At 70.1% G+C, this 26,180-nt stretch carries 22 protein-coding genes and 1 pseudogene; 13 read left to right on the top strand and 10 right to left on the bottom strand.

The features are described from left to right. Window positions 1-87: 87 nt before the first annotated feature. Entirely contained in the window at window positions 88-3,111 is a 3,024-nt protein-coding gene (locus D7193_RS26865) for an immunoglobulin-like domain-containing protein (protein WP_147434464.1), read from the bottom strand. Between the two features lie 431 nt (window positions 3,112-3,542). On the opposite strand from D7193_RS26865, the gene D7193_RS26860 reads away from it, so the two are divergent. The 7 genes from D7193_RS26860 to D7193_RS26830 all read left to right on the top strand — a co-directional run bounded on the left by D7193_RS26860 (window position 3,543) and on the right by D7193_RS26830 (window position 12,229). After that, the gene (locus tag D7193_RS26860; protein ID WP_147434463.1) at window positions 3,543-4,601 is read left to right on the top strand and encodes an Ig-like domain repeat protein; all 1,059 of its coding nucleotides are present in this window, start codon (window positions 3,543-3,545) and stop codon (window positions 4,599-4,601) included. Window positions 4,602-5,506: 905 nt separating this feature from the next. Further along, a complete protein-coding gene (locus tag D7193_RS26855; protein WP_120782403.1) occupies window positions 5,507-5,887 on the top strand; it encodes a nuclear transport factor 2 family protein in 381 nt (126 codons plus the stop codon). A 9-nt stretch (window positions 5,888-5,896) separates the two neighbouring features. After that, entirely contained in the window at window positions 5,897-6,718 is an 822-nt protein-coding gene (locus tag D7193_RS26850; protein WP_120782402.1) for an isocitrate lyase/PEP mutase family protein, read from the top strand. A 67-nt stretch (window positions 6,719-6,785) separates the two neighbouring features. Continuing rightward, the gene (locus D7193_RS26845; RefSeq protein ID WP_120782401.1) at window positions 6,786-8,072 is read left to right on the top strand and encodes an MFS transporter; all 1,287 of its coding nucleotides are present in this window, start codon (window positions 6,786-6,788) and stop codon (window positions 8,070-8,072) included. Window positions 8,073-8,244: 172 nt separating this feature from the next. Further along, on the top strand, window positions 8,245-9,435 hold the full coding sequence (locus D7193_RS26840) for an MFS transporter (RefSeq protein ID WP_241563510.1): 1,191 nt from the start codon (window positions 8,245-8,247) through the stop codon (window positions 9,433-9,435). Window positions 9,436-9,734: 299 nt separating this feature from the next. Further along, window positions 9,735-10,103: a GNAT family N-acetyltransferase gene (locus tag D7193_RS26835; RefSeq protein WP_158674871.1), complete on the top strand. Its 369-nt coding sequence runs from the start codon at window positions 9,735-9,737 to the stop codon at window positions 10,101-10,103. Between the two features lie 233 nt (window positions 10,104-10,336). Beyond that, on the top strand, window positions 10,337-12,229 hold the full coding sequence (locus D7193_RS26830) for a Na+/H+ antiporter NhaA (protein WP_120782398.1): 1,893 nt from the start codon (window positions 10,337-10,339) through the stop codon (window positions 12,227-12,229). Between the two features lie 79 nt (window positions 12,230-12,308). On the opposite strand, the gene D7193_RS26825 is transcribed toward D7193_RS26830, so the two are convergent. From D7193_RS26825 to D7193_RS26800, 6 genes and pseudogenes are all read right to left on the bottom strand, one after another. Continuing rightward, complete coding sequence (locus tag D7193_RS26825; protein WP_120782397.1) at window positions 12,309-12,692, bottom strand: DoxX family protein; 384 nt, start codon at window positions 12,690-12,692, stop codon at window positions 12,309-12,311. A gap of 79 nt (window positions 12,693-12,771) precedes the next feature. Further along, window positions 12,772-14,133 carry an NAD(P)/FAD-dependent oxidoreductase gene (locus D7193_RS26820; RefSeq protein WP_241563508.1) on the bottom strand — a complete coding sequence of 454 codons (1,362 nt, stop codon included), beginning with the start codon at window positions 14,131-14,133 and terminating at the stop codon, window positions 12,772-12,774. 42 nt (window positions 14,134-14,175) lie between these two features. Beyond that, window positions 14,176-14,517: pseudogene (locus D7193_RS26815) on the bottom strand (cation:proton antiporter); the annotation flags it as partial. Window positions 14,518-14,596: 79 nt separating this feature from the next. After that, on the bottom strand, window positions 14,597-15,160 hold the full coding sequence (locus D7193_RS26810; protein WP_120782395.1) for a GerMN domain-containing protein: 564 nt from the start codon (window positions 15,158-15,160) through the stop codon (window positions 14,597-14,599). Continuing rightward, the gene (locus D7193_RS26805) at window positions 15,157-16,512 is read right to left on the bottom strand and encodes a sensor histidine kinase (RefSeq protein ID WP_120782394.1); all 1,356 of its coding nucleotides are present in this window, start codon (window positions 16,510-16,512) and stop codon (window positions 15,157-15,159) included. The genes D7193_RS26810 and D7193_RS26805 overlap by 4 nt, the downstream gene beginning before the upstream one ends. Continuing rightward, a complete protein-coding gene (locus D7193_RS26800) occupies window positions 16,509-17,183 on the bottom strand; it encodes a response regulator transcription factor (RefSeq protein WP_120782393.1) in 675 nt (224 codons plus the stop codon). Before D7193_RS26800 ends, D7193_RS26805 begins: the two co-directional genes overlap by 4 nt. A 236-nt stretch (window positions 17,184-17,419) precedes the next feature. Here D7193_RS26800 and D7193_RS26795 point away from each other — a divergent pair, with 236 nt between their 5' ends. The 5 genes from D7193_RS26795 (at window position 17,420) to D7193_RS26775 (ending at window position 20,342) form a co-directional block, all read left to right on the top strand. After that, window positions 17,420-17,788 carry a hypothetical protein gene (locus tag D7193_RS26795; protein ID WP_187356271.1) on the top strand — a complete coding sequence of 123 codons (369 nt, stop codon included), beginning with the start codon at window positions 17,420-17,422 and terminating at the stop codon, window positions 17,786-17,788. Then, complete coding sequence (locus D7193_RS26790) at window positions 17,785-18,378, top strand: STAS domain-containing protein (RefSeq protein ID WP_120782392.1); 594 nt, start codon at window positions 17,785-17,787, stop codon at window positions 18,376-18,378. The genes D7193_RS26795 and D7193_RS26790 overlap by 4 nt, the downstream gene beginning before the upstream one ends. 64 nt (window positions 18,379-18,442) lie before the next feature. Beyond that, complete coding sequence (locus D7193_RS26785) at window positions 18,443-18,739, top strand: BON domain-containing protein (RefSeq protein WP_120782391.1); 297 nt, start codon at window positions 18,443-18,445, stop codon at window positions 18,737-18,739. Between the two features lie 41 nt (window positions 18,740-18,780). Continuing rightward, complete coding sequence (locus tag D7193_RS26780) at window positions 18,781-19,044, top strand: STAS domain-containing protein (protein WP_147434462.1); 264 nt, start codon at window positions 18,781-18,783, stop codon at window positions 19,042-19,044. Between the two features lie 230 nt (window positions 19,045-19,274). Then, the gene (locus D7193_RS26775; protein ID WP_241563506.1) at window positions 19,275-20,342 is read left to right on the top strand and encodes an FUSC family protein; all 1,068 of its coding nucleotides are present in this window, start codon (window positions 19,275-19,277) and stop codon (window positions 20,340-20,342) included. Between the two features lie 98 nt (window positions 20,343-20,440). On the opposite strand, the gene D7193_RS26770 is transcribed toward D7193_RS26775, so the two are convergent. Together D7193_RS26770 and D7193_RS26765 are read right to left on the bottom strand one after the other, a co-directional pair. Beyond that, the gene (locus D7193_RS26770) at window positions 20,441-21,466 is read right to left on the bottom strand and encodes an SDR family oxidoreductase (RefSeq protein WP_120782388.1); all 1,026 of its coding nucleotides are present in this window, start codon (window positions 21,464-21,466) and stop codon (window positions 20,441-20,443) included. A gap of 133 nt (window positions 21,467-21,599) precedes the next feature. After that, window positions 21,600-23,054 (bottom strand): MFS transporter, encoded by a 1,455-nt coding sequence (locus D7193_RS26765; RefSeq protein ID WP_120782387.1) that lies wholly within the window; start codon window positions 23,052-23,054, stop codon window positions 21,600-21,602. A 170-nt stretch (window positions 23,055-23,224) separates the two neighbouring features. Here D7193_RS26765 and D7193_RS26760 point away from each other — a divergent pair, with 170 nt between their 5' ends. Continuing rightward, window positions 23,225-25,003, top strand: a complete 1,779-nt coding sequence (locus tag D7193_RS26760) for a glycoside hydrolase family 15 protein (RefSeq protein WP_241563504.1) — start codon at window positions 23,225-23,227, stop codon at window positions 25,001-25,003. Window positions 25,004-25,097: 94 nt separating this feature from the next. Here D7193_RS26760 and D7193_RS26755 read toward each other — a convergent pair whose 3' ends face one another. Next, the gene (locus D7193_RS26755; protein WP_120782386.1) at window positions 25,098-26,177 is read right to left on the bottom strand and encodes an enolase C-terminal domain-like protein; all 1,080 of its coding nucleotides are present in this window, start codon (window positions 26,175-26,177) and stop codon (window positions 25,098-25,100) included. Window positions 26,178-26,180 lie beyond the last annotated feature (3 nt).

The raw sequence follows: 26,180 nt of genomic DNA, 5'->3' as shown, positions 1-26,180 counted from the left end.
TCGACCGATCTCGCCCGCTCCCCTTTGTCACTCATCTCAGCACGGAGCTACCACCAAGAACTGCGGATCGAGCTCTTTCCATGCTGGCTACCGCACCGTCAAATTCTGGTAGGTGGCGGCATAGGGCTGGTAGGTCGGGTTGCCGGAGTAGGCAAGGTGGACCCGGTACGTCCCGGGCTTCAGATCGGCAGTCTGCAGTGCGACGACGGCCTCGCCGTCCGCCAGTGGCACGACCTGCGCGGTGCCGCCGAAGGTGACGGTGACCTCGCCGGTCGGAATCGGAGCCTGCTGCTTCTGCCCGCCCGCCGGCCCAACAGTCACGTTCAGGCTGAACGTGTCCCCGCGGACAACCGATGCCGGCGCGGTTCTCGCCTGGACCTTGACGGCGGCCGGGCCGGAAGGCACCGTGAACGACGCCGTATCCTCCGACGCCTTCAGGTAGTCGAAGCCGAGGTACTCGGCCTTGACCGTCCGGGCGCCCGCCGGCAGACCCGTCGGCAGCGTGACCGTGGCCGCACCGTCGTTCAGGTAGGCGAGCTTCGACCACGAGCCGATGCTGAACCGCACCTGACCGCCGGTCTCGAACCCGTCAGCTGCCTTGACCGTGGCGGTGGCCGTGGTTGTCTGGGCCCCGCTCGCGTACGGCTCGACAGCCACCTCGGTGGTGGTCGTGACGTCGCTGTTCGGGATCTTGCGGATGTCGTTCCACTCGCGGAGGGTCAGCGGGATCACGGTGCCGTGGCGCGGACGGACGACACCCGCGTTGGTCATCGTGATCGCCTTGGCGTTCCAGGTGGGAGCCTCGATGTTCTCGTGGCACGCGGCCTGGTATCCACCGCCGTTCGTGTACCGGTCACCCCAGAGATAGAACTGGCCGGGGCAGGAGGTGTCACCGGGGTTGGCCTTGAAAACGACCGGCCCCTCGTACCCCTGGTTGGCGACCCAGGTCGTGCGCCCCAGAGCCGGAGCGACCAACGTCCAGTTGTCGATATTGCTGTCCAGGAAGTCGGTGTGCTTCTCCGAGAAGATGTCCGAGCCCTGGTTGCCGGCCTCGTTCTTGGTCACGCGGTAGTAGTAGTCGCCGACCCGGATCGCGGTCGTGTCGATCCGCGACTGAGGGGCCGGGTTCTGCCAGACCTTGGGACCGGAGAACGTCTGGAAGTCGCGCGTCGTGGTGTACCACATCTGCGCGTTCCCCTGACCGGTGCGGTTCACGGGGTCGTTCCACAGCGACTGTGCCCAGAACACGACGTAGGCGCCGATCTCGTCGACCCACAGCGACTCGGGTGCGAAGGCGTTGCCCGCGTTGTCGGGCGCGACCTTCACGTGCCGCTGAGGAGTCCAGTGCACGAGGTCGTGCGACTCGAACACCTCGATGTACTGGGTGTCGTTGATGGCGTATCCGCCCTGGTCGTACCAGTTCAGGTCGGTGGCGATCATGTAGTACGTGTCGCCGTCGGGTGAGCGGACGATGTGCGGGTCACGAAGGCCCTGGTCGCCCAGCTGAGAGATGAGCGACGGCCAGCCTCCGGTCAGACCGGTCCAGTCCAGCGCGGTGTTTCCGTTGGACGTCGCGAACATGATCTGCTCACCGTCGGCGATTCCTTCGCCCTTGAAGTACCCCATGAAGTACCGCTCGTACTCCTCGGAACGGGGCATGGCGGTGATGGTCACCGGGAACGACTTCGTCTGCGAGGCTGAACCCTTGGTGATGGTCGCCGTCAGGGTGGCGGCAACATCCGGACGGCCGAAGGCCGGGCGGGTCACCTCACCGGTCGGAGTGACGAGCTCGGTGGTGGACTTCCAGGTGATCTTGGATCCGAACTCCCCGTTGGCAGGGAGGTTGATGTTTCCGCGCACGTCGTCGGTGGCGTACAGGGCCAGGTCGAACCTGTCACGGTCGACCGCCTGCGCGTCGTCGAACTCGGCCTTCACCACGACGGGAATCTCCCGTGTAGCGACGTCATCGGCGCCCTTGCGGACAGTCGCCGTGAGCGTGGCCGTCGCGTCCGGCTGCCCCTGCGCGGGGCGGGTGATCCTGCCGGTCACCGCGACTTTGCGTGCGCTGGCGACGGCTGGCGGGGTATAGACCGCGACGACCGACGGGTCCGAACTCGTCCACGTGATGGCCGAGCCCGCCACGGAGCCCACCTTTGGCAGAGTGATGTCACGTACGATCGCACTGGTCAGGCCGAGGTCGATGGCTTCGGCGTCGGCGCGAACGCCCGTGGAGACGGTCCTTTCCGCCAGGGCGAGTGTCTCGTCGAGGCTCACTGCCCGGTCGTAGACCCGGAAGTCCCGGATCGTTCCGCGGAATGAGTAGTGGCCCGACGTCTGCGAGCGCGCGAGGAAGTTGCAGTTGGTCCCCGCTGCGTTCACCGAAGGCGGTGTGGTCAGGTTCGCCGATGTCGCATGCAGCACGCCGTCGAGGTAGAGCCTGCCGGTCCAGCTCGTACCGTTCGCGTTCAGTGACTGGGTGTAGGTGACGTGCGTCCACGCTCCCTCGGGCATGCGGACCCGGTTCTGTTGGAGGTTCGCCGAACCCACCGCGACGCGGAACCGCTGGGTGTTCGACGCGAAGATGGAGCCCTGGGCGCCGGTGTCGACGTCGCACGAGCCGGACTTCGCGCCGAAGCCCCACATCTGGTGCTCGCCGACGTTCGCCGGATCGATCCACACGTCATAGTCGACGGTGAGATTCGACATGCCGGCGGTGATGTCTTTTGGCAGGGCCACGTACGCACCGTTGAGGGCGCTCTCGTAGGAGTCGGGGTTGAACCTGACTCCGTTCCCGGTCAAGGTCGCCTTCTCCGGATGCACGAGCGTGGCGTTCGCCGCCGAGCCCGCGCTGCCCGAGTTGACCAGCGTCGTCCCACTGGTCTCGTCGAGGGCGAAGTGGTGCACCAGGCCCTCCTCCAGCCCGTCCGCGGCCGCGTGCGAGGGCGCCGGTGCGAACGAGATCGAGAGAAGCACACCCAATGCCAGGCCCGCGACACCTCTACCCTTCGGACTCAGCCTGGGACGCGACCTTTGCTGTCTCAATCTCAATTGATCCTCCTTGGTCGGCTTCAGGCTTCCTCTGAAGTGGACGGATGGTGTTAACGTTAACAATCGGCGTACTATCAGGTCAACGAGACGGTGCGTCGCGGTACGGGTCGTGGAGTTGCGGCAGGCCGAGCTTGCTGGCCATGCGGAATACAGCCGGGGAACCTGGGGGCAGCCCTGGCCTGCCGGTCAACGCGCCCGACCCGGCCGGCTGATGCCCTTCGAGTGGCTGAAGGCCGGCTGTGTGGCGGCAGATGCTCAGCTCAGACGAGCACCGATCACGCGGCGTGTGCTTGAGCCATGCCTGGTGTCGTCGAGGAGGTTCTCCGTGCGGACCAGGGCTGCCGCCCCCTTCAGATGCGCCGACACGCCGAGAGATCCGGATGAGATCTGGACCGATGCTGCCAATTGCGGCGGGGAGTACTGGTCAACCGCCGCGCGGATGCCGTCTGCAATGACGTGGGAGGTGGATTGCCAAGGGCGAGATCGAGCCCACAGTGGTTGTCACCATGGGGAATCACTTCACGGGCACCAGCCTCGGCGCCGCCTCCTACAACCAGACCAACGCCGCCAACAACCTGGTCCAGGTCATCCTTCCCTTCATCGAGAAGAACTACAATGTCTCGACCAAGCGTGAGGGGCGCGCCTACGGCGGGTTCTCGTACGGCGGCATGACGGGCGGCGTCGTCATCCGGAACTACCCGACCACGTTCGGGTTCTACGCACACTTCTTCGGCAACCCGTCCCTCACGACGCAGGACTACGACAACATCGCGGCCGCGGTCGGGAACGATGACCTCTTCGTGTTCCTCGGCAATGGTGTCTTCGAAGGTAACCTCAACGCTCAGAACACCATCGCGAACAACTTCAGGGCTCGAGGGTTCGCCGCCAAGACGGCCCAAGTCCCCGGCGCGCACGACTCGATGACGGCGGGCCAACTGTTCACGATCTTCGCCAGGGACTACCTCTGGACGGGCGTCGACTCCGTGTCGGTGACGCCTGCGTCCGAGAACCTGACGCAGGGCTGGAACTGGGTGAAGCAGTTCACCGCCCACGTGACCACGAACGAAGACGTCAGCAAGGCGGTGACGTGGTCGGTCAAGGGAGCGACCTCGGCGGGCACGACCATCTCCGCGGATGGTCGGCTCTCGGTGGCCGCCGATGAGACCGCGTCGTCGCTCACCGTCGCAGCGACGTCGGTGGTCGACCCGACCAAGACAGGCGCGGCCCAGGTCACCCTGACGCCGACGGGCACGGCAGGAACCGTGGTGAAGGCGAACGCCGCACCTGCGTCCATCGTCGGTGGTGGCAGGTTCACACTGAACGTCGACGTGAGGGCACAGTCCCGGCACGGGACGTCTCCGACGGTGACCGGTGAGATCGCCGTCACCCTCGGCGGCACCACGCAGGTGGTTTCGCTGACCGACGGCGCGGCCGTCGTCACGCTGCCGACCGCCGGACTCTCGGCAGGGGTGTACCCGGTCCACGTCGCCTACTCCGGTGACCCGACCTACGCTCCCGGCGCGGCAGCGCCTCAGCATCTGCGGGTTCGGTAGCCAGCAGGCATGATGGGCCGGCGACCTCCCGTCGCCGGCCCATCGTGAGCGGAGGAGGCGGGAGCCCCATCTGCTCCCACTTCCAAGACCAGGCCTCGAGCGGCTCCATGCCGCCGTGACCTGCGCATACACCGCTGCCGGGCGACACGGACCGGCCGTCCGCCGACGCCTGGCCAGTGACCGGTGGCTCAGACGCTCCCGATTTGCTCCCACGGCCCGGCCGTGAACCCGGTGCGCTCACAGATGCCGCGCCCATCAGCGGCATGATCGGATGTCAGCACGCACCTCGTGAAGTCTCGGCTACATGACTCCCTTTGGCGACGCGCCGAACGGCGATGACTTGCATTAGTCAGACGGCATGCGGTGGGAAAGCATGCTCGGCGACGACAAATTCTACGGCTTCGGGTCGGACGCCGGCAAGGCAATATTGGACGTTAGGGTCCAGATATGAGCTTCCGGAAGCGCCGCTGAGGTTGCCGGATGCTCGCGTTGCACCCAGCACGCCAGGTCGTCTAGCATCCCTCCTGACCTGCCAACTACCGACGCCGGCCACCGAACCGGCATGGTCGGGACGACCAGGCGCCCACGTTTGCGAGCGGCGCCAGCGGCGTCTTAGACTGGACCAGACAGTCCTGTCGTCTCATGGTCGACGGAGCGACCGAACTCATCGGGCCAACCACCTGCCGCCACTCGAGGACGGAGCATGCAGGAGCCGCCAGCCGCGGAACAGACTGCGGTGGGCGCGCGACCGGGGCCCGACCGAAAGATTGCGACGTAGTCGCCAAAACGGCGCGACGAATCTGACACCAACCAGATGGCACGACCGCTCACGCGAGCACCGCATATGCGGCACGGAACCACAACCCAGCCCGGCGAAAGCCGAACTCCACCATAAGGAGCAAGAAATGAACGGGACCGAGCAGTCGGCCGAAGATCTGGCAATCCTCGAACAGCTCAACCTCGACTACATCCAATCGGACGAGGCCAGCGACGCCAAGCGCTTCAGTGAATTCCTCGCCGAAGATTTCGTCGTGCAGACACCGGGTGTCACCCGCAACCGCGAGGAGTACCTCGAATACATCGCCAAGCCTCGACCCATCAAGGACATCACTCTGCGCGATTCCAAGATCCGCATCCTCGGCGACGTTGCGCTGATCCACGGCCGCGTCACCTACACCATGATCGCCGACGGAGTGGTGCAGGAAGCGCTGTACACGGACGTGTACCAGAAGCGCGAGGGCACCTGGCTCTGCGTCTCCGCCTGCGCGATCGCCCCGGGCGCCTGACCCGCCACCATGTCTGATGTTCCGGCCCAGGCGCGGTACGAACAGTTCGTCGACCTCCATCGTGGCCCCGATACGTTCATCATGCCCAACGCATGGGACGGCCCGTCGGCCCTGCTCTTCAAGGAGGCCGGATTCAAGTCGATCGCGACCTCCTCGGCGGCTTTCGCCGCGACACTGGGCCGGCTCGACGGTATCCACGCCATCGGCCGCGACACGCACCTTGACCATGCCGCCCTACTCACGTCCGTGAGTGGCCTGCCGATCAACGGCGACTTTGAGGATGGCTACGGCGAGACTCCCGAAGATGTCGCGGCCACTGTCGACGCCGCCATTGCCCGCGGTCTCGCCGGCATCGGGATTGAGGACACCACTGGTGACCCCTCCAACCCGATTCGGCAATTCGATGACGCCGTTCGACGCATCGAGGCCGCCGGCGCAGCTGGGCGCGGACGGATCGTTGTGACCGGCCGTACGGACAACTTCCTGTGGGGAATTTCCGACATCGATGACACCATCCGCCGCCTCACGGCCTTCGCGGAAGCAGGAGCTGACGTCCTGTACGCGCCGAGCCTGCCGGACCTGGCCTCGATCAGCGCAGTCATCAAGGCTGTCGCCCCCAAGCCGGTCAACGTCCTCGTCAGCCCCAAGGACACCGCCACGCTCGCGGAACTCCAGACGATCGGTGTCCGCCGGATCAGCCTCGGGGTCGACCCGTACACGCACGCTCTCGGAGCTACACAGGCGGCTGCGGCGAAGCTAGCGGCGGGAGACCTGACGGCGCTCGCGTCAGACCTCACCTTCGGCCACATCATCGACCTCATCAAGGCGTAACACGCGCGACCGTGCAACCGGGCCGCCGTGCACTGGTGCCAGGAGCATGCGATGAGCGAGGAGAAATATGATCGAGCTCGAACAGGCGACGCCGCCACAGCACGCATCGCCGGTGTCCGTGGTCACGTCATCGTCGTGCACCGCGGCCGTCCCGATCGAGCCTGCAGCTGTCCGCGCTGCCGCGGAGCCCGGTAGCAGGCGGGGCTGGGCGTCCGTTGGTGCGCTCGCGCTCGGAGCGTTCGTCATCGTCATGACGGAGACGCTTCCGGTGGGGCTGCTGCCGCAGATTGCCGACGGACTGGATGTCTCGCTCGGCCTCGCGGGGCTGATGGTGCTCGTGCCGGGCTTCAGCGCCGCGGTGGCAGCGCCGCTGTTCTTTCTCCGTTCCGGCCGCTTCAACCGGCGCTCCGTCATCCTTGTCCTGGGCCTGACGGTGCTTGTGTCGAACGCGGTCGTCGCGGTGGCGCCGAACTTCGTGTTGGTGTTGATCGCCCGTGTGCTCTTCGGCGCCACCCTCGGAGCCTTCTGGACCGTGGTCGCACCGGTCGGACCCAAGCTGGTGGGTCCGGTCGGCGGCACTCGCGCCATCACCATCATCGCGGCGGGCATTTCGGGTGGGACGGTGGTGGGGCTGCCTGCGGGACAGTTCCTTGGCAACCTCGTCGGCTGGCGTCTCGCTTTCGCCTTTGCGGCAGCGGCGACACTGCTTGTCGTGGTTGCGCAGGCGGTCGTGCTGCCGGGTATTCCCCCGGACGGGCGTACGCACCTGCGTGATCTCGTGGAGGTCGTGACACGACGGGCCGCCCGGTTTGGGATGGCAGTGGGCGCGGTTGTGTTCATCGGACAGTTCGCCGCCTGGACGTACATCACCCCGTTCCTGCTGGACCACACGCACCTGTCCAGCGGCGTGATCTCCCTGCTCTACATCATGTACGGCTGCGGTGGCATCGTCGGCTCAATCGTCGCCGGATCGCTGTTCAAGCGCGGAGTGATCGGCAGCTTCGCCGGGGCGGCGACGGTGGTGGCCGCATTACTCATCGGGCTGGCGTGCGCGGGCTCCTTACCCTGGCTGGCTGGCCTGCTGCTCGTGTTGTGGGGCCTGTTCTGGGGAATCGTGAACCCGGGAACGCTGGTCTGGATACTCGACGCGGCTCCGGAAACGCCGGAGGCTGCGTCGGCGGTGAATGTGACGAACCTTCAGGTAGCCCTGGCGGCAGGGTCTGGCCTCGGCGCGATCCTTGTTTCGTCGACAACCTTGCAGATGGTGTTCCTCACGGCGGGCTTCATTGTCCTCGCCTCCGGCGTGCTCGCCGCGGTGGCGGCACGGTTCGTGACTCTCGCCCGGAGGGAATGAGGAGATCGGAACGAGGCGAGGGGGGCCAGTCACGCAGACGTGCGCACCCCGAAGCATCGAGAAGTGCCGGCATGGTTCAGAACAAGAGAAAGACGGCTTGATGCAACACGTGACCCCAGCGACCAACGTGCGCCGCCGGGACAGAACGCTCCGGCTCGCATTCTTATCCGCGGTGGTCTCTCTGGTGGCCGTGTTCGCCGCAGTGGGCTCGACGATCCCCCTTTTCAACATCTACCGGGCCGAGGAGGGTTTCACCAACGCCGGCATCTCCCTGACCGTCGTCGCCTACTCCGCCGCTACTCTCAGCACACTGTTGGTGCTGGGACGGCTGTCCAACCATGTGGGCCGACGGCCTGCAGCAATCGCCAGCCTCGGCCTGCTCGTACTGGGTTGTCTGCTGCTGTTGAACGTGCACCACATCGGCATCCTGATCGCCGGTCGGCTCCTGATGGGCCTCGGCGCCGGGCTGGCCAGCAGCAGCCTCACCGCCTACATCGTCGACGCCGCACCCACCAAGCCGACCTGGCTGGCCTCCGTCGCTTCCAGCCAAACAGTCATGCTCGGTCTCGCCGTGGGCGCCATCATTTCCGGTGCCCTGGTCCAATTCGGCCCCTGGCCACGTGAGCTCATCTACCTAGTTGTCATTGGCCTGCTCCTATTGTCTGCCGCACTCGTCGCCATCAGCCCGGAGACCGTGACTCCCTCGCCGGGCGGTTGGCGTTCACTGCGCCCTAGCGTGCGGGTACCGGTCCGCGTCCGACATCTGCTCCCCGTCGCGGCCGCGGTGCTCCTGGCCACCTGGGCAACCGGGGCCTTCTACCAGGCCTTCGTGCCCGCACTGGTCGAAGAGCAGCTTCACACCACCAGCTCGCTCGTCCTTGGACTGGTGTTCGCCGCATACATGGGCCCCAGCGCTCTGGGCGCCCCCCTTGGCGGCCAGTTCCCACCGGCGGCAGCTCAACGCATCGGCATGATCGCCTTCCTGGCCGGATGGATCGGCATCATCACGGCGATCACCACCGGCGCACTGCCGTTGTTCATCGCCGCAACAATCGTTGCGGGAGCCGCTCAGGGCATCGCCATCAGCGCCGCCACCCGCGGCCTGCTGTACGGCAGCACCCTGCACGACCGGGCACCGATCTTCGCCGTCGTATATCTCCTCAGCTACAGCGGCGCGACCATTCCCAGCCTCATCGCCGCTGAGCTCTCCAGCGTCTTCTCGGTGCCGCACATCGCGTTCGGGTACGGCGCACTCGCCGTCCTCGCCACCGCGTTCACTGTCATCGCTGCGCGCAACCCGCACACCGACACAACCAGGCGGCCCAATGAGCCTTTCCCCGTAACGGCTGGTAACTCGGGGTGATTGTGTTTTTCGGTCCTGCTCGATGTGCGGCAGGACGAGAGCAGCGGCGACGATCTTGCCGATGACATTGAGTGACAGTCCCCCCGTTCCGCACTGTCTCATGGCTCATCGAGATTTGTACCGCTTCATACGGTCGGTGCCCCGAGCCGGTCTCAGCAAGCGCTCGACGGACCATCTGGTCCATGGGGGCGGCACCTGTCCCCGGACTTGCGAGCAGTCGCATGCCATACTTGGACGTTAGGGTCCGAAGTGGGGCCGTCCGATGGGGCGGCGTAGCGACACATTGGAAGGGTGAGCCGATGAGCAGCGAGGGGCAGGCACTGGTAGCCGAGGAGTTGATCGACAGCCTCGATCGGGGCCGCTTTGAGCTCTACCGTGGCGGCGACCTGGTCGGCTGGCTCTACTACACCCACCTGAAGCCCAACCGGTACGCCCTCCGGCACACCGAAGTCGAGTCGAGTCATCAACATCAAGGCGTGGCGGGCGCGATGGTGCGGCGAGTACTCGACGAGATCCGCGCCCGCGAGGGCACGATCACCGCAATTTGCCCCTTTGTGGTGGGCTTCCTCTCGCAAACGACCACCTATGCCGATCTGATCGACGCCCGACACCCCGGCTACTCCGATCGTGCCGCTGCCGAGTCGGCGCGGGCGAAGGCCGTTGGCTGAAACTACCGGGCCGCGCGCTGGAGACCCTCGGACGAGCCCTGTCACGGCCTCACGACGTGATCGCGCGGTGGCCTGACTTCTTCGCAGCACCCGCCGTCTCACGCGCGTCGCCGTCTGCCACTCACCGCCATCTCGTCGTGTTCTCGGACCAGAAGTTCCGCTGGAGCTCCCCTACTGCCGGATACGGTGGGTGCCGGATCTTGAACTTCTGGTGAGACGGTCGAGGTGACCCGATGACGACAGGCGGCTCCCGCCGGCGATGGGCCGGTCAGACCAGGTGGGTCGGCCGGTTCGATGCCTCGCTCCGCTCCTTCCTGCGTACTGAGACCGGTAGCGCACGAGTTGTCGTGGTCGCCACGGTGGCCGCGCTCGTATGGGCGAACGTCGGCCCGGGGTCCTACGAGTCGTTCTGGCACACACCGTTCTCCCTGCTGCTCGGCGAGTGGCACCTGTCCCGCGATCTGCGCAGCTGGGTCAACAGCGGGCTCATGACGTTCTTCTTTCTGGTCGCCGGACTGGAGCTGCGCCGCGACTTCGACATCGGGGAACTGCGGGAACGCCGGCGGTTGACGTTGCCGCTGCTCGCCGGGCTCGGCGGCATGCTGGTGCCGATCCTGGTCTATCTCGCGTTCAACGCGGGAACCACCAACGCCGCCGGTTGGGGCGTGGTGATGGCCACCGACACCGCGCTCGCGCTCGCCACGCTCGCCATCCTCGGACCGCGTTTCTCAGACCGGCTACGGGGATTCCTGCTGACGGTCGCCGTCGTCGACGACGTGGTCGCCATCGCGGTACTGGCGATCGCCTACCCGGAGCATCCGTCGCCGACGGCACTGCTCATCGCAGCCGGAATCTTCGGTGTCGTCCTGCTCACGCGGGCGGTCGGATTGCACTACGGTCCCTTGCACCTGCTGCTGGGGGTAGCAGCCTGGCTCGCGGTCTCGGTCTCCGGTGTCGACCCGGTCGTGGTGGGCCTCGTGATGGGGCTGCTCACATACGCCTACGCCCCCGGTCGCGCCGAGTTGCAGCGGACGAGTGACCTGTTCCGCGTCTTCCGTGAACAGCCGACCCCTCAGTTCGCCTCCTCGGTGCGGGCCGGGCTCGTCGCCGCGCTGTCTCCCAACGACCGGTTGCAGCACCTCTACCACCCGTGGGCGAGCTACCTGATAGTGCCGCTCTTCGCCCTGGCCAACGTCGGCATCGTGATCGACGGAGACCTTCTGGCCAGGGCTGTCACCTCTCCGGTCACGATCGGTGTGGTGGTCGCATACGTGGTCGGCAAGCCGGTGGGGATCGTCCTCACCTCGCAGCTGGTGGCCAGGCTCACGCGGAACCGGCTCCGGCCGCCCGTCGGCTCGGCCGCCGTGGTCGGCGTCGGCACGGTATCCGGTATGGGATTCACCGTCGCTCTCCTGGTCGCCTCTCACGCGCTGACCGGTCCGGCCCTGGACGAGGCGAAGCTTGGCATCCTCGTCGCGACGGTCGTGTCCGCCCTCGTCACCTGGTCGGTGTTCACGTTCGCCGCCCGGCTCCCGGAGGCGCGGCGCGCCCGGGCGTTGCTCGGCACGGCGGATGAGATCGTCGATCTGCTGGTTCCCGTCGATCCCGATCGCGATCACGTGCGTGGGCCGGCGGACGCGCCGGTGACGGTTGTCGAATACGGTGACTTCGAGTGCCCCTACTGCGGGCAGGCCGAGCCGGTGGTCCGTGAGCTGCTGACCGAGTTCGACAACGTCCGGTACGTGTGGCGACACCTGCCTCTCACCGAGGTCCACCCGCATGCCCAACTCGCCGCCGAGGCAGCCGAGGCGGCAGGCGAGCAGGGCGCCTTCTGGGAGATGCACGACCTGCTGTTCCAACACCAGGACGCGTTGAGGAACACCGACGTGCTTCGCTACGCCGAACAGCTCGGCCTGGATCTCGACCGGTTCCGGGCGTATCTCGCCGAGCGCCGGGGCGCCGACCGGATCAACGAAGACACGGATTCAGCCGACCTCATCGGTGTCTCCGGAACACCGACCTTCTTCATCAACGGCCGGCGCCACCACGGGGCCTACGACATCGCCGCTCTTTCTGCGGCGGTGAAGGCGGCGTTCGCCCAGACGAGGCTACGCCCCAACAGGTAGGTCCCAGAGTGGAGCAGCCGGCCCGCGCTTCCGATCACCCGGGCCAACACGACACCATCCCGCCAGCGGCACACCTTCGTCAGCCGGTGAAAGGCTCAAGGCTGAAGCGGCCCCACGCGATGAAGGCAGCAAGCGCAACGTAGCCCAGGTTCACCATCATCAGTTTGACCTGACCAAGGCGGCGATGGATGATCATCGCGCCGACCATGAGCAGAACCCAGCAGAGGGCAGTCACCGGCACCATGAACGGTGCGATGTCGAGCAGGGCGGGCAGGATCAGGCCAACCGCGGCGAGGAGCTCGAGAACGCCGATAGTCTTGACGAAGCCGACGCCGGCGTGTCCGGTCCATTCCCCACCGTTGATCGCGGCCAACTTTTCTTTGGGTACGAGCGTCTTGGTGATGCCGCCGGTCAGGGAGACTGCCGCCAGCAGCGCGGTAGCAATCCACAGAGCGAGGTTCATGCCGTCCCTTCTTGCCTTGTACGGGTAACTCGGGTGTGGGAACCATTCGGTACGGACCGAGCCGGCCCTGGCTGTCCGGTCAGCGGGTGGCTGCCTCGCCGCGCCTGGCGCGCAACAACTCCTGGCGCTTGTCATCCTTGACCCAGGTGAGCGAGCCGGGCTTGGATGCCTCGTCCGCCAGATGCTTGACGGTTTGCTTGCAGACGAACTCCTTGAGCTTCGCTCCCGGGCCGCCGCCGATGTACCACCCGATCGCGGTGTCGTCCTTCGAGGCGAACTGGAAGATGCCGGCGCGACGCCCCAGGCTGATGCACTGGCCGAAGAACCCCAGGTTTATGGGCGCCGGCTGCTCACCCGCGATCCGGGCCAGCACCGTGTCGGCGGCGTGCGCGCCGATCCGTGTCGCGGCCTGGCAGCTCATCCGGAACGGCAGGTCCGACGGGGCCGCCGAGTCCCCGGCCGCGACGATCCGCGCATCGTCGACGCTCGTCAACGTCTCATCGGTGAGCAGGCGGCCCAGCGCGTCGGTGCTCAGCCCGCTGCGGGCGGCCAGGTCCGGCACGCCGAACCCGGCGGTCCAGATGGTCACCGCGCTCGACACCTCTCGGCCGCCGCCGAGCCGCACGGCATCGCGCGTCACCGCCGTCACCGTCGTGTCGAGGCCTTCGAGCACGGTCACGCCGAGCCTGGCCAGCCGCTTGGCAACCGAGCGCCGGCCCCGCGCGTGCAGATACGGGCCGAGCGGCCCGCCGCAGACCAGGGTCACGACACGGCCCGCCTCCGCCAGCTCGGCGGCGGTCTCGATGCCGGTCGGACCGGCGCCGACAACCGTCACCGGGGCGGTGGTGGGAGCGGCGTCGACGACCGGCCGCAGCCGCTGCGCGTCCTCCATGCTGGCGATCGGGTAGGCGAACTCGGCCGCTCCGGGCACGTCGGGGTCGGCGCTGCCACTGCCCACCGCGTAGATCAGGTAGTCGTAGCCGATCGTGCCGCCGGCCGCCACCGTCACGCTGCGCTCGGCCGCGTCGATCCGGGTCACCGTGTCGACCACCAGCCGGACGCCCTCGGCCAGTACCTCTCGGTAGTCGACGACCGCCTCGTGGGATCCGCCCACCACTTGGTGCAGGCGGATCCGCTCGACAAACGTCCGGCGCGGATTGATCAACGTCACGGCCACGTCGCCGCGCTGCGTCAGACGGTTGGCCGCCATCACACCGGCGTATCCACCGCCGACCACGGCCACATCAACGTTCCCAGTCATGGTGGCTCCTCCGTTCCAGGGGTTCACCCTCAAGACACCGCCTGGCCGGTCGCTCTGACAACGTGTGAGGCAGACCACCTCGCCGGCGACGACTCGACAGGCGGAGTCGTCATGGTCGGAGCCGATGCTTCGGGATGCGCGCTCTACGGGCGAACTCCCCTGGTACGGGATTGCGATCACGCTGGTTACCGTCGGGCTGGCCGTGCCGTACCTGTGGCTGCGCTACTTCGCGTTCGCCTGACCCTCCGCCGGGCGGCCGTCGACACTGGATCCACCCGGTCGTGACACCACCGCGCTACGGCGTGCCCGGCGTAGCAGGCCCCGCCAATTCGGCGTGTCCCGGGTGTCGTCGAACGCCCGGGCGATCACCACGTCGGTCGAGGAATGCGCGAGGATCGAGATCACGATGGTCAACGCCACCAGGTGGAACACCTCGTCCGCCGCGACGATGCCGGACTCGAGCACCAGCAGGCCGTAGACCACCGAGGCGAAGCCCTTCGGGCCGAACCACATGGCCGCGGCCTGCTCGCGCAGACTCAGGCCGGAGCGCAGAAACGACGTAGCCGGTGAAACACTCCTCCACATGGGCCGCAGGCGCGCAGGTGGGCGGCACGTGCAGGCAGGGAACTCGCTACACGCCCCTTCACCGGTCCCGCAGAATTGCCGCGTAATCGGCTTCGGTAAGGGGTTCCCGGGACAGAGACCCGTCGGCGCGGGGCACGTCCAGCGGCTGCCCGTCACGGCGGAACGACACCCGATCCACGTCGCTTCGGGCGGTCAGCGTACAGACGATCTGACCGAAGGCGAGGACCTCGTCGCTGCGGCCGATGTCGTCGCCGGCCAGCCGGACGTCGACCTCGGCCGTGGCGCCGTTGAGCCGGGTGCCGGCCACCGTGATGGTGCCGGGCAGGGCGCTGCTCACGCCACGCTCGAGTTCCTGCGGGCCGGGGCCGGCGAGCAGGTGCCGGAGGTGGGCCTCGACGCTCGACAGCGTGTCCGTGCGCCGCACGATCCGCTCGACCCGGTCGTCGCGTACGAAGCAGAGCGCCTCGTCGAGGCGGCCGCCCGAGGCGGTCGGGCTGGCCGTCTCCGTCGTGGGGAACGGGCCGGGTGGGACCTCGACCGGCCGTGGGCGGTCGTCGGACGGTACGCCGCACCCGGCCAGCAGCAGGATCAGTACGCCCACCGACCAGATCCGGGCCCTCATGACAGGCTCCCGGGCAGTTCCACCCAGAACCGGGCGCCTCCACCGGGACGGTCGGTCACGCCCGCCCGGCCGCCGTGCGCGGCCGCGTGTTGCGCGACGAGCGCCAGCCCGAGGCCGGTGCCGTCGTTGTCCGCTCGGGCATGTGCGGCGCGTCCCCGGACGAACCGGTCGAAGATGAGGTTCCGGTCGGCCGCCGAAACTCCGGGACCACGGTCGTCGACCTCGATGACGCCCACGTCGGGGCCTCGGCACGACAGTCGCACCGCGACCGGCTCCAGGCCGTACCGGACGGCGTTGTCGAGCAGGTTGCGCAGGATCTGTTGTACGCGCCGCCGGTCGACCGACCAGGCGCCCGTGGTGCTCCCGTCGCTCCGGACGAGATCCTCGGGCAGTGACCGGGCGCGGCAGGCTTCACGGGCGAGAGCCGCGACGTCGACGGGTTCCCGGTGCGCGGGTTGTTCCGTGCGCGCGAGCTGGATCAGGTCGTCGACCAGCCGCTGGAAGCGGGTGATCTCGTCGGCCACGAGGCTGGCCGCGGTGGCGGTGCGCTCGTCGTGATGGTCCCGGCGGCGGGCCAGGACGCTCGCGGCGGCCGCCAGGGTCTGCAGCGGCGAGCGCAGTTCGTGGCTGACGTCCGCGGCGAAGCGGCGATCGCGTTCGATGCGGTGCACGAGCTGGTCGACCATGTGGTTGAACGAGGTGGACAGCCGGGTGAGGTCCGGGTCGGTGGTGGCGTCCAGCCGGGTGCGGTAGTCGCCCGCCGCGATCTTCTCGGCGGCGTCGGCCACAGCGGTCAGGGGACGGACGCTGTGCCGGGTGGCGTACCAGCCGAGAGCGGCTCCCGAACCGGCGATCATGATGGCCACGGCGGTCAACGTCAACGCGACCACCTGAAGGGTCTGCTCGACCTCGCGCAGCGAGGTGAACTCGAAGTAGCTGGTCGTGTCCGACAGGGGGACGCCGACGAGCAGGACCGGTTGCCCGTCGATGCGAACCCGCTGCACCGCCGGCGCACCGGAGCGGACGAGGCGTCGCAGCTCCGCGGGCACCGCATCGGCGCCGACCTCGGCGGTGCGCGCGTACCAGCGGTCGTTGCGGTGCAGCAGCGGCCGACGCGCGCTGCCCGTGTCCAGGGACCGCAGCACCTCCACCACGTCCGGCGCGTCGGTCTCCAGACCGGTCCGGACGACGGCGGCGTCGAAGTAGGCCGCCCGCACCGCGGTCCGCTCCCGTTCCTCCAACAGGGAGCGCCGGGTGAGGTTGTAGGAGAACAGCGCCATCGAGGCGGCGAGCAGCAGCGCACCGACGGCGAAGCCCGCGGTGACCCGCGCGCGGAGACCGAGGCGGGTCATCGCTGCAGCTTGTAGCCCAGACCCCGCAACGTCACCAGGCGCCGCGGGTTGGCGGGGTCGTCCTCGATCTTCTGCCGCACCCGGCCGACGTGCACGTCGACGAGACGTTCGTCGCCGGTGTCGTACCCCCACACGCGCTGCAGCAACTGCTGCCGCGACAGCACCTTGCCGGCGTGGTCGGCCAGCTCGCAGAGCAGCCGGAACTCGGTGCGCGTCACCGGGACGGGCTGCCCGGCACGGCGTACCTCACCGGCCTCGGCGCTGATCTCCAGGTCGCCGAAGACGTGCGCGGCCACCGGGGCCGTGGTGGCGCGTCCTCGCCGACGCAGTGCCCGCAGCCGCGCCGACAGTTCCTTGATCGCGACCGGCTTCACCACGTAGTCGTCGGCGCCGGCTTCCAACGCGGCCACGATGTCGTGGGTGTCGTCCCGCGCGCTGATCACCACGATGGGCACGTCGTCGTCGCGGCGCAACTGCCGGATGCACTCGAAGCCGTCCATGCCCGGCAGCATGAGGTCCACCAGCACGTTGTCCGCCGGCGTCAGTCGCTGCCGCCGCAGCCCCTCCTCCGCGGTGGCCACGCCGTACGCGTCGTAACCCTCGTCGTCGAGTGCGAGCAGCATGGCGAGCCGGATCCGGTCGTCGTCCTCGATCACCAGTACGGCCGTCATAGCCGCATCATCCCCGGCCGACGGCCGGTCGCCCACCCATGGCGGCGGTCGCGGGTTTTTGTCACACAACTGTCACAGAACCGCGTGACCACCTCCACGATCGCCACCGAAGGTGGAGCGCGTACCGCACAGGCGGGCGGAAATCCGGCGTTCGTGCCCACGGGGGCGGTCCCCGCCCCGGCCCGGCTCGGCGCAGACGCCGCGGAAGGTGGCCGCCGCAAGGACGGGAGAGGTCAGTGGACGGCAACGTCCTCGTCAGCGCACTGATCGTCGGGCTCGCGATCGGGACGGCCGGCCGGCTGCTCGTTCCGGGGCGGGCGGCCGTACCCGTGTGGCTGACCCTCGCGCTCGGCGTGGCCGCCGCGCTGCTCGGCTCCATCGTCGTCCGCCTCGCCGGCGTCGACCTGGGCGGACTGACCGCACTGCGGCTGACCGTGCAGACCGGTTGCGCCGGCCTCGCGGTCGTTCTCGCCGTCGTGTCCGGCGCGCAACGATCCGCGGACGGCGCCACCGGACGCGACCCGGGCGCCACGGGGCACCCGACCCTGGCCCGACGACCGGCCCCGCGGCCGCGGGCGGGCACCGACCGAGAGGACAGGCGATGACCGTCGTACCCGCCGACCACACCATGACCCTCATCTGCGACGGTTGCGGCGACACGGTCACCGGGACCGCTCCCGTCCTGCCCGACGCGGAAGTCGTCTGGACGCTCGTGCTCGACCACGGCTGGGCCGGGTCACCGTTCGCCTCCGGCCCGCACCGGTGCCCCCGATGCAGCACGGTCGGCACCGGCGAGCCCGGTGTGCGGGGCGCCGACCGCGAGCACACCCTCGGGATCGACCACCTCGACGACATCGGCCACGACCCGGCCGTCGGCGAGATCGACCCGGCCGAGGCGGTACGACGGGCACTGCGCGAGGGGATCGACGTCGGCGGGCAGGTCCTGGTCGACCTCACGGAGGTGGAGGTCATCGACTCGGCGGGGCTCGGCGTGCTGGTCCGCGCCCATCAGGAGGCGCGGGACCGTGGCGCGACGCTTTGCCTGGTGGCGCCGTCCCGGTTCGTGCTCACCGTGCTGCACACCATGCGGCTCGACGGTCTCTTCCCGATCGTGGAGAGCCGCGCGGACGCCCTGCGGGGGCTGGCCGCCGCGCGGACCGGGGCCGCCGTGCCCTCGGCCGCCCTCCGCGAGTGAACCCCGACCCGCCACGTGCACCCCGACGCCGCGCCCCGATCCCATCCCTCTACCGGAGAAACCCATGATGCTTCCCTGGCCGTACCCCGACGATCCCGCCTTCGGCCCGTGGGGTGGCCCCGAGCCGGAGAGCGAGGACCTACGGCTCGCCGCCCTCGTCGCGCAACGGCTGTCCATCGACTGGGTCACCCGGCGGCAGCAGATCACGGTCGCCGTGCAGAACCGTGTCGTGATCCTCAGCGGGACGGTCGCCAGCCCGGACGCCCGCGAGGTCGCCGGTGACCTGGCGTGGGACGTGCCCGGTGTCTTCGACGTGTGCAACACCCTGCGCATGCCCGCCCGTCGCCGCGGCCCGCGATGACGTCGCTGTCGATCACGTCGATGATCCGCTCGGCGGGCGTCGTGACCCTCATTCTCCGCGGATCCGTGGGCCGCGCCGACGTCGGCGCCCTCCGCAGCGCGTTGGGCGACGCTCTCCGCCTGCACCGGCCGGAACGGCTGGAGGTCGACATGTCCGGCCTCCTCGAGATCGACCCGGGCGTCACCGGCATGGTCACCGCCATCATCCTCGACGCGAGCGGAGGAACGTTCATCAGGATCGTGCGGGCCCCCACCGCCGTACGCCATCAGTTGCGCCTGTCCGGTGGAGACGACCTGCTGGGATGACGGTGCGCGGGCCGCGCACCGTGGGGGCACGGCCCGCGCGGCGCGTACGGGTGGATTTTGCTCGTTGTCGAGGGGTAGACGCGGCCGTGACGGAATCACGGGCGACAGCCAGCAGTCACCGCCTCTCGCCACTGGCCCTGGCCCGGCGCCTCGGCAGACGGGCATCCCGCGCGGAGAGCAAAGGAAAGCGCACGGCCCGCCAGCGGCTACGCCAGCGGGAGGTCATCGCCGTGATCGCGGTGCAGTCCGGTCTGGCCGCCGGCCTGTCCTGGTGGATCGCCCACAACCTGCTCGGCAACCCGAACCCGGTCTTCGCCCCCACCGCGGCGGTCGGCACCATCGCCGCGGCACTCGGCCAGCGCACCCGCCGCACGGTCGAACTGCTGGTGGGTATCGGCCTCGGCATCGCCATCGGCGACGGTCTGGTCTACCTCATCGGTAGCGGCGCGTGGCAGACCGGCGTCATCGTCACCCTCGCCATCGGTATCGCGCTGGGTCTCGCCGGCCGTGGCGGCACCATCGTCAGCCAGGTCGGCGGCACCGCCGTCCTCATCGCCACCCTGTCCACCAGCCAACGCAACCTGGAGCTGCCGCGCATCGTCGACGCCGTCACCGGCAGCCTCACCGGTCTCATCGTGGTGGCGCTCCTGGTGCCGCTGAACCCCATCCGCATCATCAACCGGGCCGTCGCACCCGTCTTCCGCACCCTCGCCGCGCAGCTGCGCAACCTGGAGCGGGCGCTACGGACAGAGGATGCCGATCGGGCCATCGGGGCCATGGAGGCGCTTCGCGGGATGAATCCGGACGTGGAACGGATGCAGGACGCCATCAGGGGCGCCGAAGAGGTGGTGACCATCGCTCCCGTGCGCTGGAGCCGCCGCAAAGAGTTCAGCCGCTACGACTGGGGCGCCACGCATCTGCTCCGCGTCATCGACGACTGCCAGGACCTGGCACGACGCGCCGCGACCGCGCTGCAGTACCGCGAACCCGTGTCTCCGGACCTGTGCCGTGCGGTGGAGGCGCTCGCCGACGCGGTCGACCAGCTGTACAGGGAGGTACGTACGGCGCGTCCCCACGCGCGGGCGCGCCGGATCGCCCTCCGCGCCGCCCTGCACGCGGGGTGCGCCCAGTCCTCCGGTCCGGCCACGTTCGGCACGGCCGCCACGACGCAGATACGCGTGGCGGCGAGTGACCTGCTGCGCGCGACGGGCTGCTCCGTCGACGGCGCCAACCGGCGGGTTCGGCTGGCGGCCGATCTCGGTCGCGCCCGCGCGGCCGGAAGCACCTCCGACGGCTGACGGCGCCGCGACCCTGTCCACCCGTGATGGACTCCGGTTCCGGGAAGTCGCGCTGTCCCGCGCGTCCTGACAGCCCGACTTCAGGAAAGTCGAGTCGATCACGCGACGCGGGTTACCCGCCACGCGACCGTGCCCAGCGCCGCCGCGCTCACACCAGCCGCGGCCACCAGCCGGCGGTGCCGGGACAGCCACGCCTGGGGACTGCGGCGGTGCGAGCGGCCGCCGAAGCTCCCGCACGTCCCGAAGTCCCTGCCCTGCGGGCCGTCCGCCGGCTGCCACAGGTTCGCCGGCCGGTTCGGGTCGGCCGGCTGACTCGTCTGCTGGCTGGAATAGCCGGTACGGGCGAGGTAGCGGTCGAGCAACCCGGGTGCGATCCGGTTGCCCAGGATCGTCAGCACGGTGCTGGTCCCCACCCAGTACTCCCGGCGGGACGGCCGGTCGGCGGCCGCCACGATCGCCCGGGCGGCGACGACCGGCTCGTAGATCGGCGGTACCGGCTGGGCGTTGTGCGGCAGGCGGGACAGCAACCAGTCGAACTGGGGTGTGTTGACCGCGGGCAGCTGGACCATGGTGACCTGGACGTTGCTGCCGTCGTGCCGCAGCTCGCAGCGCAGCGACTCGGTGAACCCGACGATCGCGTGCTTGGCGCCGCAGTAGGCCGCCTGCAGGGGGATGCCCCGGTACGCCAGCGCCGAGCCCACCTGCACGATGGTCCCGTGGTCGCGCGGGGTCATGTGGGCCAGCGCCACGCGCGTGCCGTGCACGTAGCCGAGGTACGTGACCTCCATGGCCCGGCGGAACTCCTCCGGCCGGGTCGCCTGGAACGGCGCGAAGACGGAACTGAAGGCGGCATTGATCCACAGGTCGATCGGGCCCAGCTCCGCCTCGACCCGCCGGCCGGCGGCGACCACCGCCTCGTGGTCGGCCATGTCCACCTCGATCGGCAGGGCCCTGCCACCCTCCGCCCGCACCTCGTCGGCTGCCGCGGCGAGACCTTTGCTGCCCCGGGCCAGCAGGGCGACGGCCGTGCCGCGCCGGGCGAGCAGGCGCACGGTCGCGCGTCCCACCCCGGCGCTGGCGCCCGTCACCACGGCGACCCGGGCAGGCTGTCGGCTCCGGCCCATGAGGTTCCCTCCTTCGCCGACGTCGGTACCGCCCGGGCGCTCTACCCGTGCCCGGGCGAGATACTCGCGCTGCGCGGCAGGGCCAGCCGCCGCGCGCGACGGGAGGCGGACGCCGCGGTGGCCCGCGTCGGGGTCACCGCCCCGGCGACGCGGACGCGGTCGCCACGTCGACGGCGTACGTCCGCCGTGCCGCGATCAGGATCAGCCCGTTGGCCAGCAGGGGTAGGAGCATGATCAGGAAGGCGTTGCGCAGGCCGGTGCCCTCGGCACGTCCGGCCGGGGTCGCGAGCGCGTCGGCCAGCCACCCGAAGCTGGCCGGGGCGAGCGACTCCGCGGTGAGGCGCAGCACCGTACGCAGGCTCTCCGCGCGCCCCCACAATCGGCCGGGCACGATGTCGAGCCGGGCGGCGTCGAGCGGCGGGTTGGCCGCGGCCAGCGCGCCCGCCGCCAGCGCGATCAGCGGCAGCGCCGCCACGAGGGAACTCAGCCACACGCCGGGGACGAAGAGCAGCGCGGCGACGGCGTAGCCGGCCGCCGGGACGAGGATCCGGACGCCGGTTTGCCCGCGGGCGAGCGCGCGGTCGGTGAGGCGGCCCGACAGGACGGCGCCGGCCAGTGCCGTCACGCCGATCAGGGGCACGAGGCCGCCGAGCGCCATCTGCGAGATGTGGAAGTGTTCGATCGCGAAGACGACCACGAAGGTCCGCAGCCCGGCGAAGAAGAAGTAGCCGATCGACGAGGCGACGATCAGCAGCCGGTTGGTGGGTATGGCCAGCAGGTACCGCACGGCCCGGGCCAGCGACCAGGTGTTCGGGTCGTCGCTCAGCAGGCGGTCGCGGGCCGGCTCGACGTGGTGGGCGGCCACCGCGGCGTGGGCCCGGTCCGGTGCCGGCGGGCGCGACGGCCCGCGGTCGGCCTCGGTGCCGGTGGGCTCCGCGGGCAGCCAGCCGGCGCCGCCGCGAGCGGGTTCGGGCAACAGCTTCCACAGCAGCACCACCAGTCCGGCGCTGGCCACGGCGAGCAGGAAGAACGCGTACCGCCAGGAGAGGGCCGCCGCGACCTCGCCGCCGACGATCAGCCCGACGCCGGCGCCGAGGATCTCACCCGTGAGGATCCAGCCGAGGATGCCGGCCCGTTCGGCGGGCGGGATGAAGTCGCCGGTCAGCGAGACCACCACCGGGCCGGAGGCGGCGACGGCCGCGCCGAGCAGCAGCCGCGAGGCCAGCAGCCACCAGTAGTCGGGCGCGAGGCCACCCGCGACCATCGCGACCGCCCACAGCGCCACGGTGACCACGAGGAGGCGGACGCGGTTGGTGCGGTCGGCGAGCACGCCCAGCGGGACGGACGCGAGCGCGCCGATCCCCGACGACACGGAGGCCAGCAGGCCGAGCTGGGCGTGGCTGATACCGAGGTCGGATTCCAACTGGTCCGCGGCGGCCCCGATCGTCCCGGTGTCGGCGCTGTTCAGCGCCAGCACCGAGGCGAGCAGGAGCACGACGCGGGTCCGCCGCGGCCCGCCCAGCACACCGAGGACGCGGTGCGACGCGGCGCGGACGAGGCCGCGGCCCGGTCGACCCGCCTCGGCCATCACCCACCCCACCGCTCCGGGCTCCGGTCGGCGCCCCCGCCTCGACTGTGCCGCACCACCGTGGGCCGGGACCGCCGATCGGCCACCCACGACCTGACGGGTCGCGCCCCGGGTGGTGTGGACCGACCGGCAGCGGGTAGCGCGTGCTTCCGGACCGTTGGGGGTGCGGTGTGTCGGACGAGGGGCGGGCGGCCCGCGGGCGGCGTGGCGGCGACCCGCACGTGCTGCGGGAGTACGCCCTGCTCGCCGACGGTCACCGGGGGGCGCTGCTCGGCCCGGAGGGGAACGTCGCCTGGCTCTGCGCCCCCGGCTGGGCGGACCCGCCGATCTTCAGCAACCTTCTCGGCGGTCCCGGCGACTACACGGTGACGCCGGCCAATCCGCGGTTCGTGTGGGGCGGGCACTACGAAGCCCGCTCGTTGATCTGGGTGAGCCGCTGGGTGACCACCGACGGCATCGTGGAGTCACGGGAGGCGCTGGTGTTCCCCGGCGACGCCCGCCGCCTGGTGCTGGTGCGGCGGATCCACGCCCTGGACCGCGACGCGGCCGTCCGGGTACGCCTCGACCCGCGGGCCGACTTCGGCCGGGCCACCGTCAGCGAACTGCGCCGGACGGGCGGGGCCTGGACGGCACGCGTCGGCGGTCTGCACCTGCGTCACACGGGCGGGGAGGTTCTCCGCCCCACGGAGGCCGGGACGCTCGAGGGTGAGCTCCACCTACCGGCCGGCGACCGGCACGACCTGGTGCTCGAGGTGTCGACCGGCCCGCTCGACGAGCCGCCGCCGGATCCGGACACGCTCTGGCGGATCACCGAGGACGGTTGGGCGTCGGCCATGCCGTCGACGGTCGGCGGAAGCGCGCGGCGCGATGCCGCGTTCGCGTACGCGGTGCTGCGAGGCCTCACCAGACCGGGCGGCGGGATGGTGGCGGCGGTGAGCACGTCCCTGCCGGAGCGGGCGCACGCCGGACGTAACTACGACTACCGGTACGCGTGGATCCGCGACCAGTCCTTCGCCGGGGTGGCCGGCGCGCTGGCCGGGCGGTACGACCTGCTGGACGAGGCGGTGGCCTTCCTCACCGACCGGGTGCTCGCCGACGGGGACCGGCTGGCGCCCGCGTACACCGTGACCGGCGCTCCGGTGCCGCAGCAGGCCGAGCTGGAGTTCCTGCCCGGCTACCCGGGCGCGCCGGTGCGGGTCGGGAACTGGGTGCGGGACCAGTTCCAGCTGGACGTGTTCGGGGAGATCCTGCAACTGCTCGCGGCGGCGGCCCGGCACGACCGGCTGGCCGACGACTCGTGGCGGGCGATGCAGGTGGCCGCCCGGGCGATCGAGGAACGCTGGCGGGAACCGGACGCGGGGATCTGGGAACTTCCCGCCCGGCAGTGGACGCAGTCCAAGCTCGCCTGCGTGGCCGGGCTACGGGCCGCCGCGCGCACGGCGCCGCCCGGCGTGGCCGGGCGGTGGGCGGCGCTCGCCGACACGATCCTCGCCGACGCCGCGCTGCGGGGCCGGCATCCGTCCGGTCGATGGCAGCGGGCGTACGACGACGAGCGGGTCGACGCCGCGTTGCTGCTGCCCGGGATCCGCGGTGCGGTGCCGCCGGACGATCCGCGTACCGAGGCCACGCGGCGCGCGGTGCTGGCCGAGCTGGAGCAGGACGGCTACCTGTACCGGTTCCGGCCGGACCGCCGCCCGCTCGGTGACGCGGAGGGGGCGTTCCTGCTCTGCGGGTTCGCGGCGGCGCTCGCGGCCTGGCAGGCCGGTGACGTGGTGGCGGCCAACCGGTGGTTCGAGCGCAACCGGGCCGCGTGCGGGCCACCGGGGCTGTACACCGAGGAGTACGACGTGCACCAGCGGCAGTTGCGCGGCAACCTGCCGCAGGCGTTCGTGCACGCCCTCATGCTCGAAGCCGCCGTGACCCTGCACCAGGCCGACCTCCGCCCGTGACCCCCGCGATCTTGCAGTTTCTGCCCCGGCATCAAGGGCGAAGGCCGCGAATCAGGGGCCGAAAGTGCAAGATCGCGGGGAGGAGGCAAGGGGGTCAGGCTATGCGGTACTCGGCGGCGCGGTCGGGGCGGAACGTCACGCCGTTGCCGGGACCGTCCAGCGGCACTGGGGCGGCGCCGCCGGTGGCTGGTGTGGTGCCGTCGAACAGCATCGACTCGATCCGGACGTGGTCGTGGAACCACTCGAGGTGCCGCAGGTTGGGCGTGGCCGCGGCGACCGCCAGGTGCTGGTGCGGGGCGCAGTGCGCGGAGACCTCCAGGCCGGCCGCCGCGGCCACGGCGGCGGCCCGGAGGAACTCGCTGATCCCGCCGCACCGGGTCACGTCGATCTGGAGGCAGTCGACGTACGGGGCCATGCGGTGGAAGTAGACGAGGTCGTAGCCGTACTCCCCCGCGGCCACGTCGGGTCGGACGTGGTCGCGCACCAGTCCGAGCCCCACGAGGTCGTCGGAGCTGACCGGTTCCTCGTACCAGCGCACGTCGAGGTCGGCGGCAGCCTGCGCCACCCGGACCGCCTGCTTGCGCTGGTACCCGCCGTTGGCGTCGACGTACAGCTCGGCGTCCCCGCCGATCGTGCGCCGCGCGGCGCTCATCCGGGTGAGGTCCCGCGCCACGTCACCACCCGACGACTCGCCGATCTTGATCTTCACCCGGGGGATGCCCTGCTCGTGCACCCAGCCGGCGAGCTGGCGGTGCTGCCGCTCGGCGTCGTACGTGGTGAACCCGCCGCTGCCGTACACCGGCACCCGGTGGCGCACGGTGCCGAGCAGCCGGGCCAGCGGGACGTCGTGGCGGCGCGCCTTGAGGTCCCAGGCCGCGCAGTCGGCGGCGGACAGCGCGAGCCCCGCGACGCCCGGCCGGCCCGCGTTGCGCAGCCGCCGCCGCATGGCGTCCCAGATCGCCGGCACGTCGTCGGGGTCGAGGTCGGCGACCACGGGCGCGAGCAGGTCGGTCACCACCGGCACCACGGCGGCCGGTCCGTACGTCCAGCCGATGCCGGTCACGCCGTCCGCCTCGGCCCGGACCAGGACCAGCGTGGTGCCGGACCAGGCGAGTGTGCCGTCGCCCTCGGGGGCGTCGGTGGGCACCCGGTACGCCTCGGCGGACACGCGCACCGC

It is taken from the genome of Micromonospora costi (genome assembly GCF_003626655.1).
Lineage (GTDB): Bacteria > Actinomycetota > Actinomycetes > Mycobacteriales > Micromonosporaceae > Micromonospora > Micromonospora costi.
The sequence above is the reverse complement of the archived record's forward strand: the minus strand, read 5'-3'. Positions and strand labels throughout refer to the sequence as shown.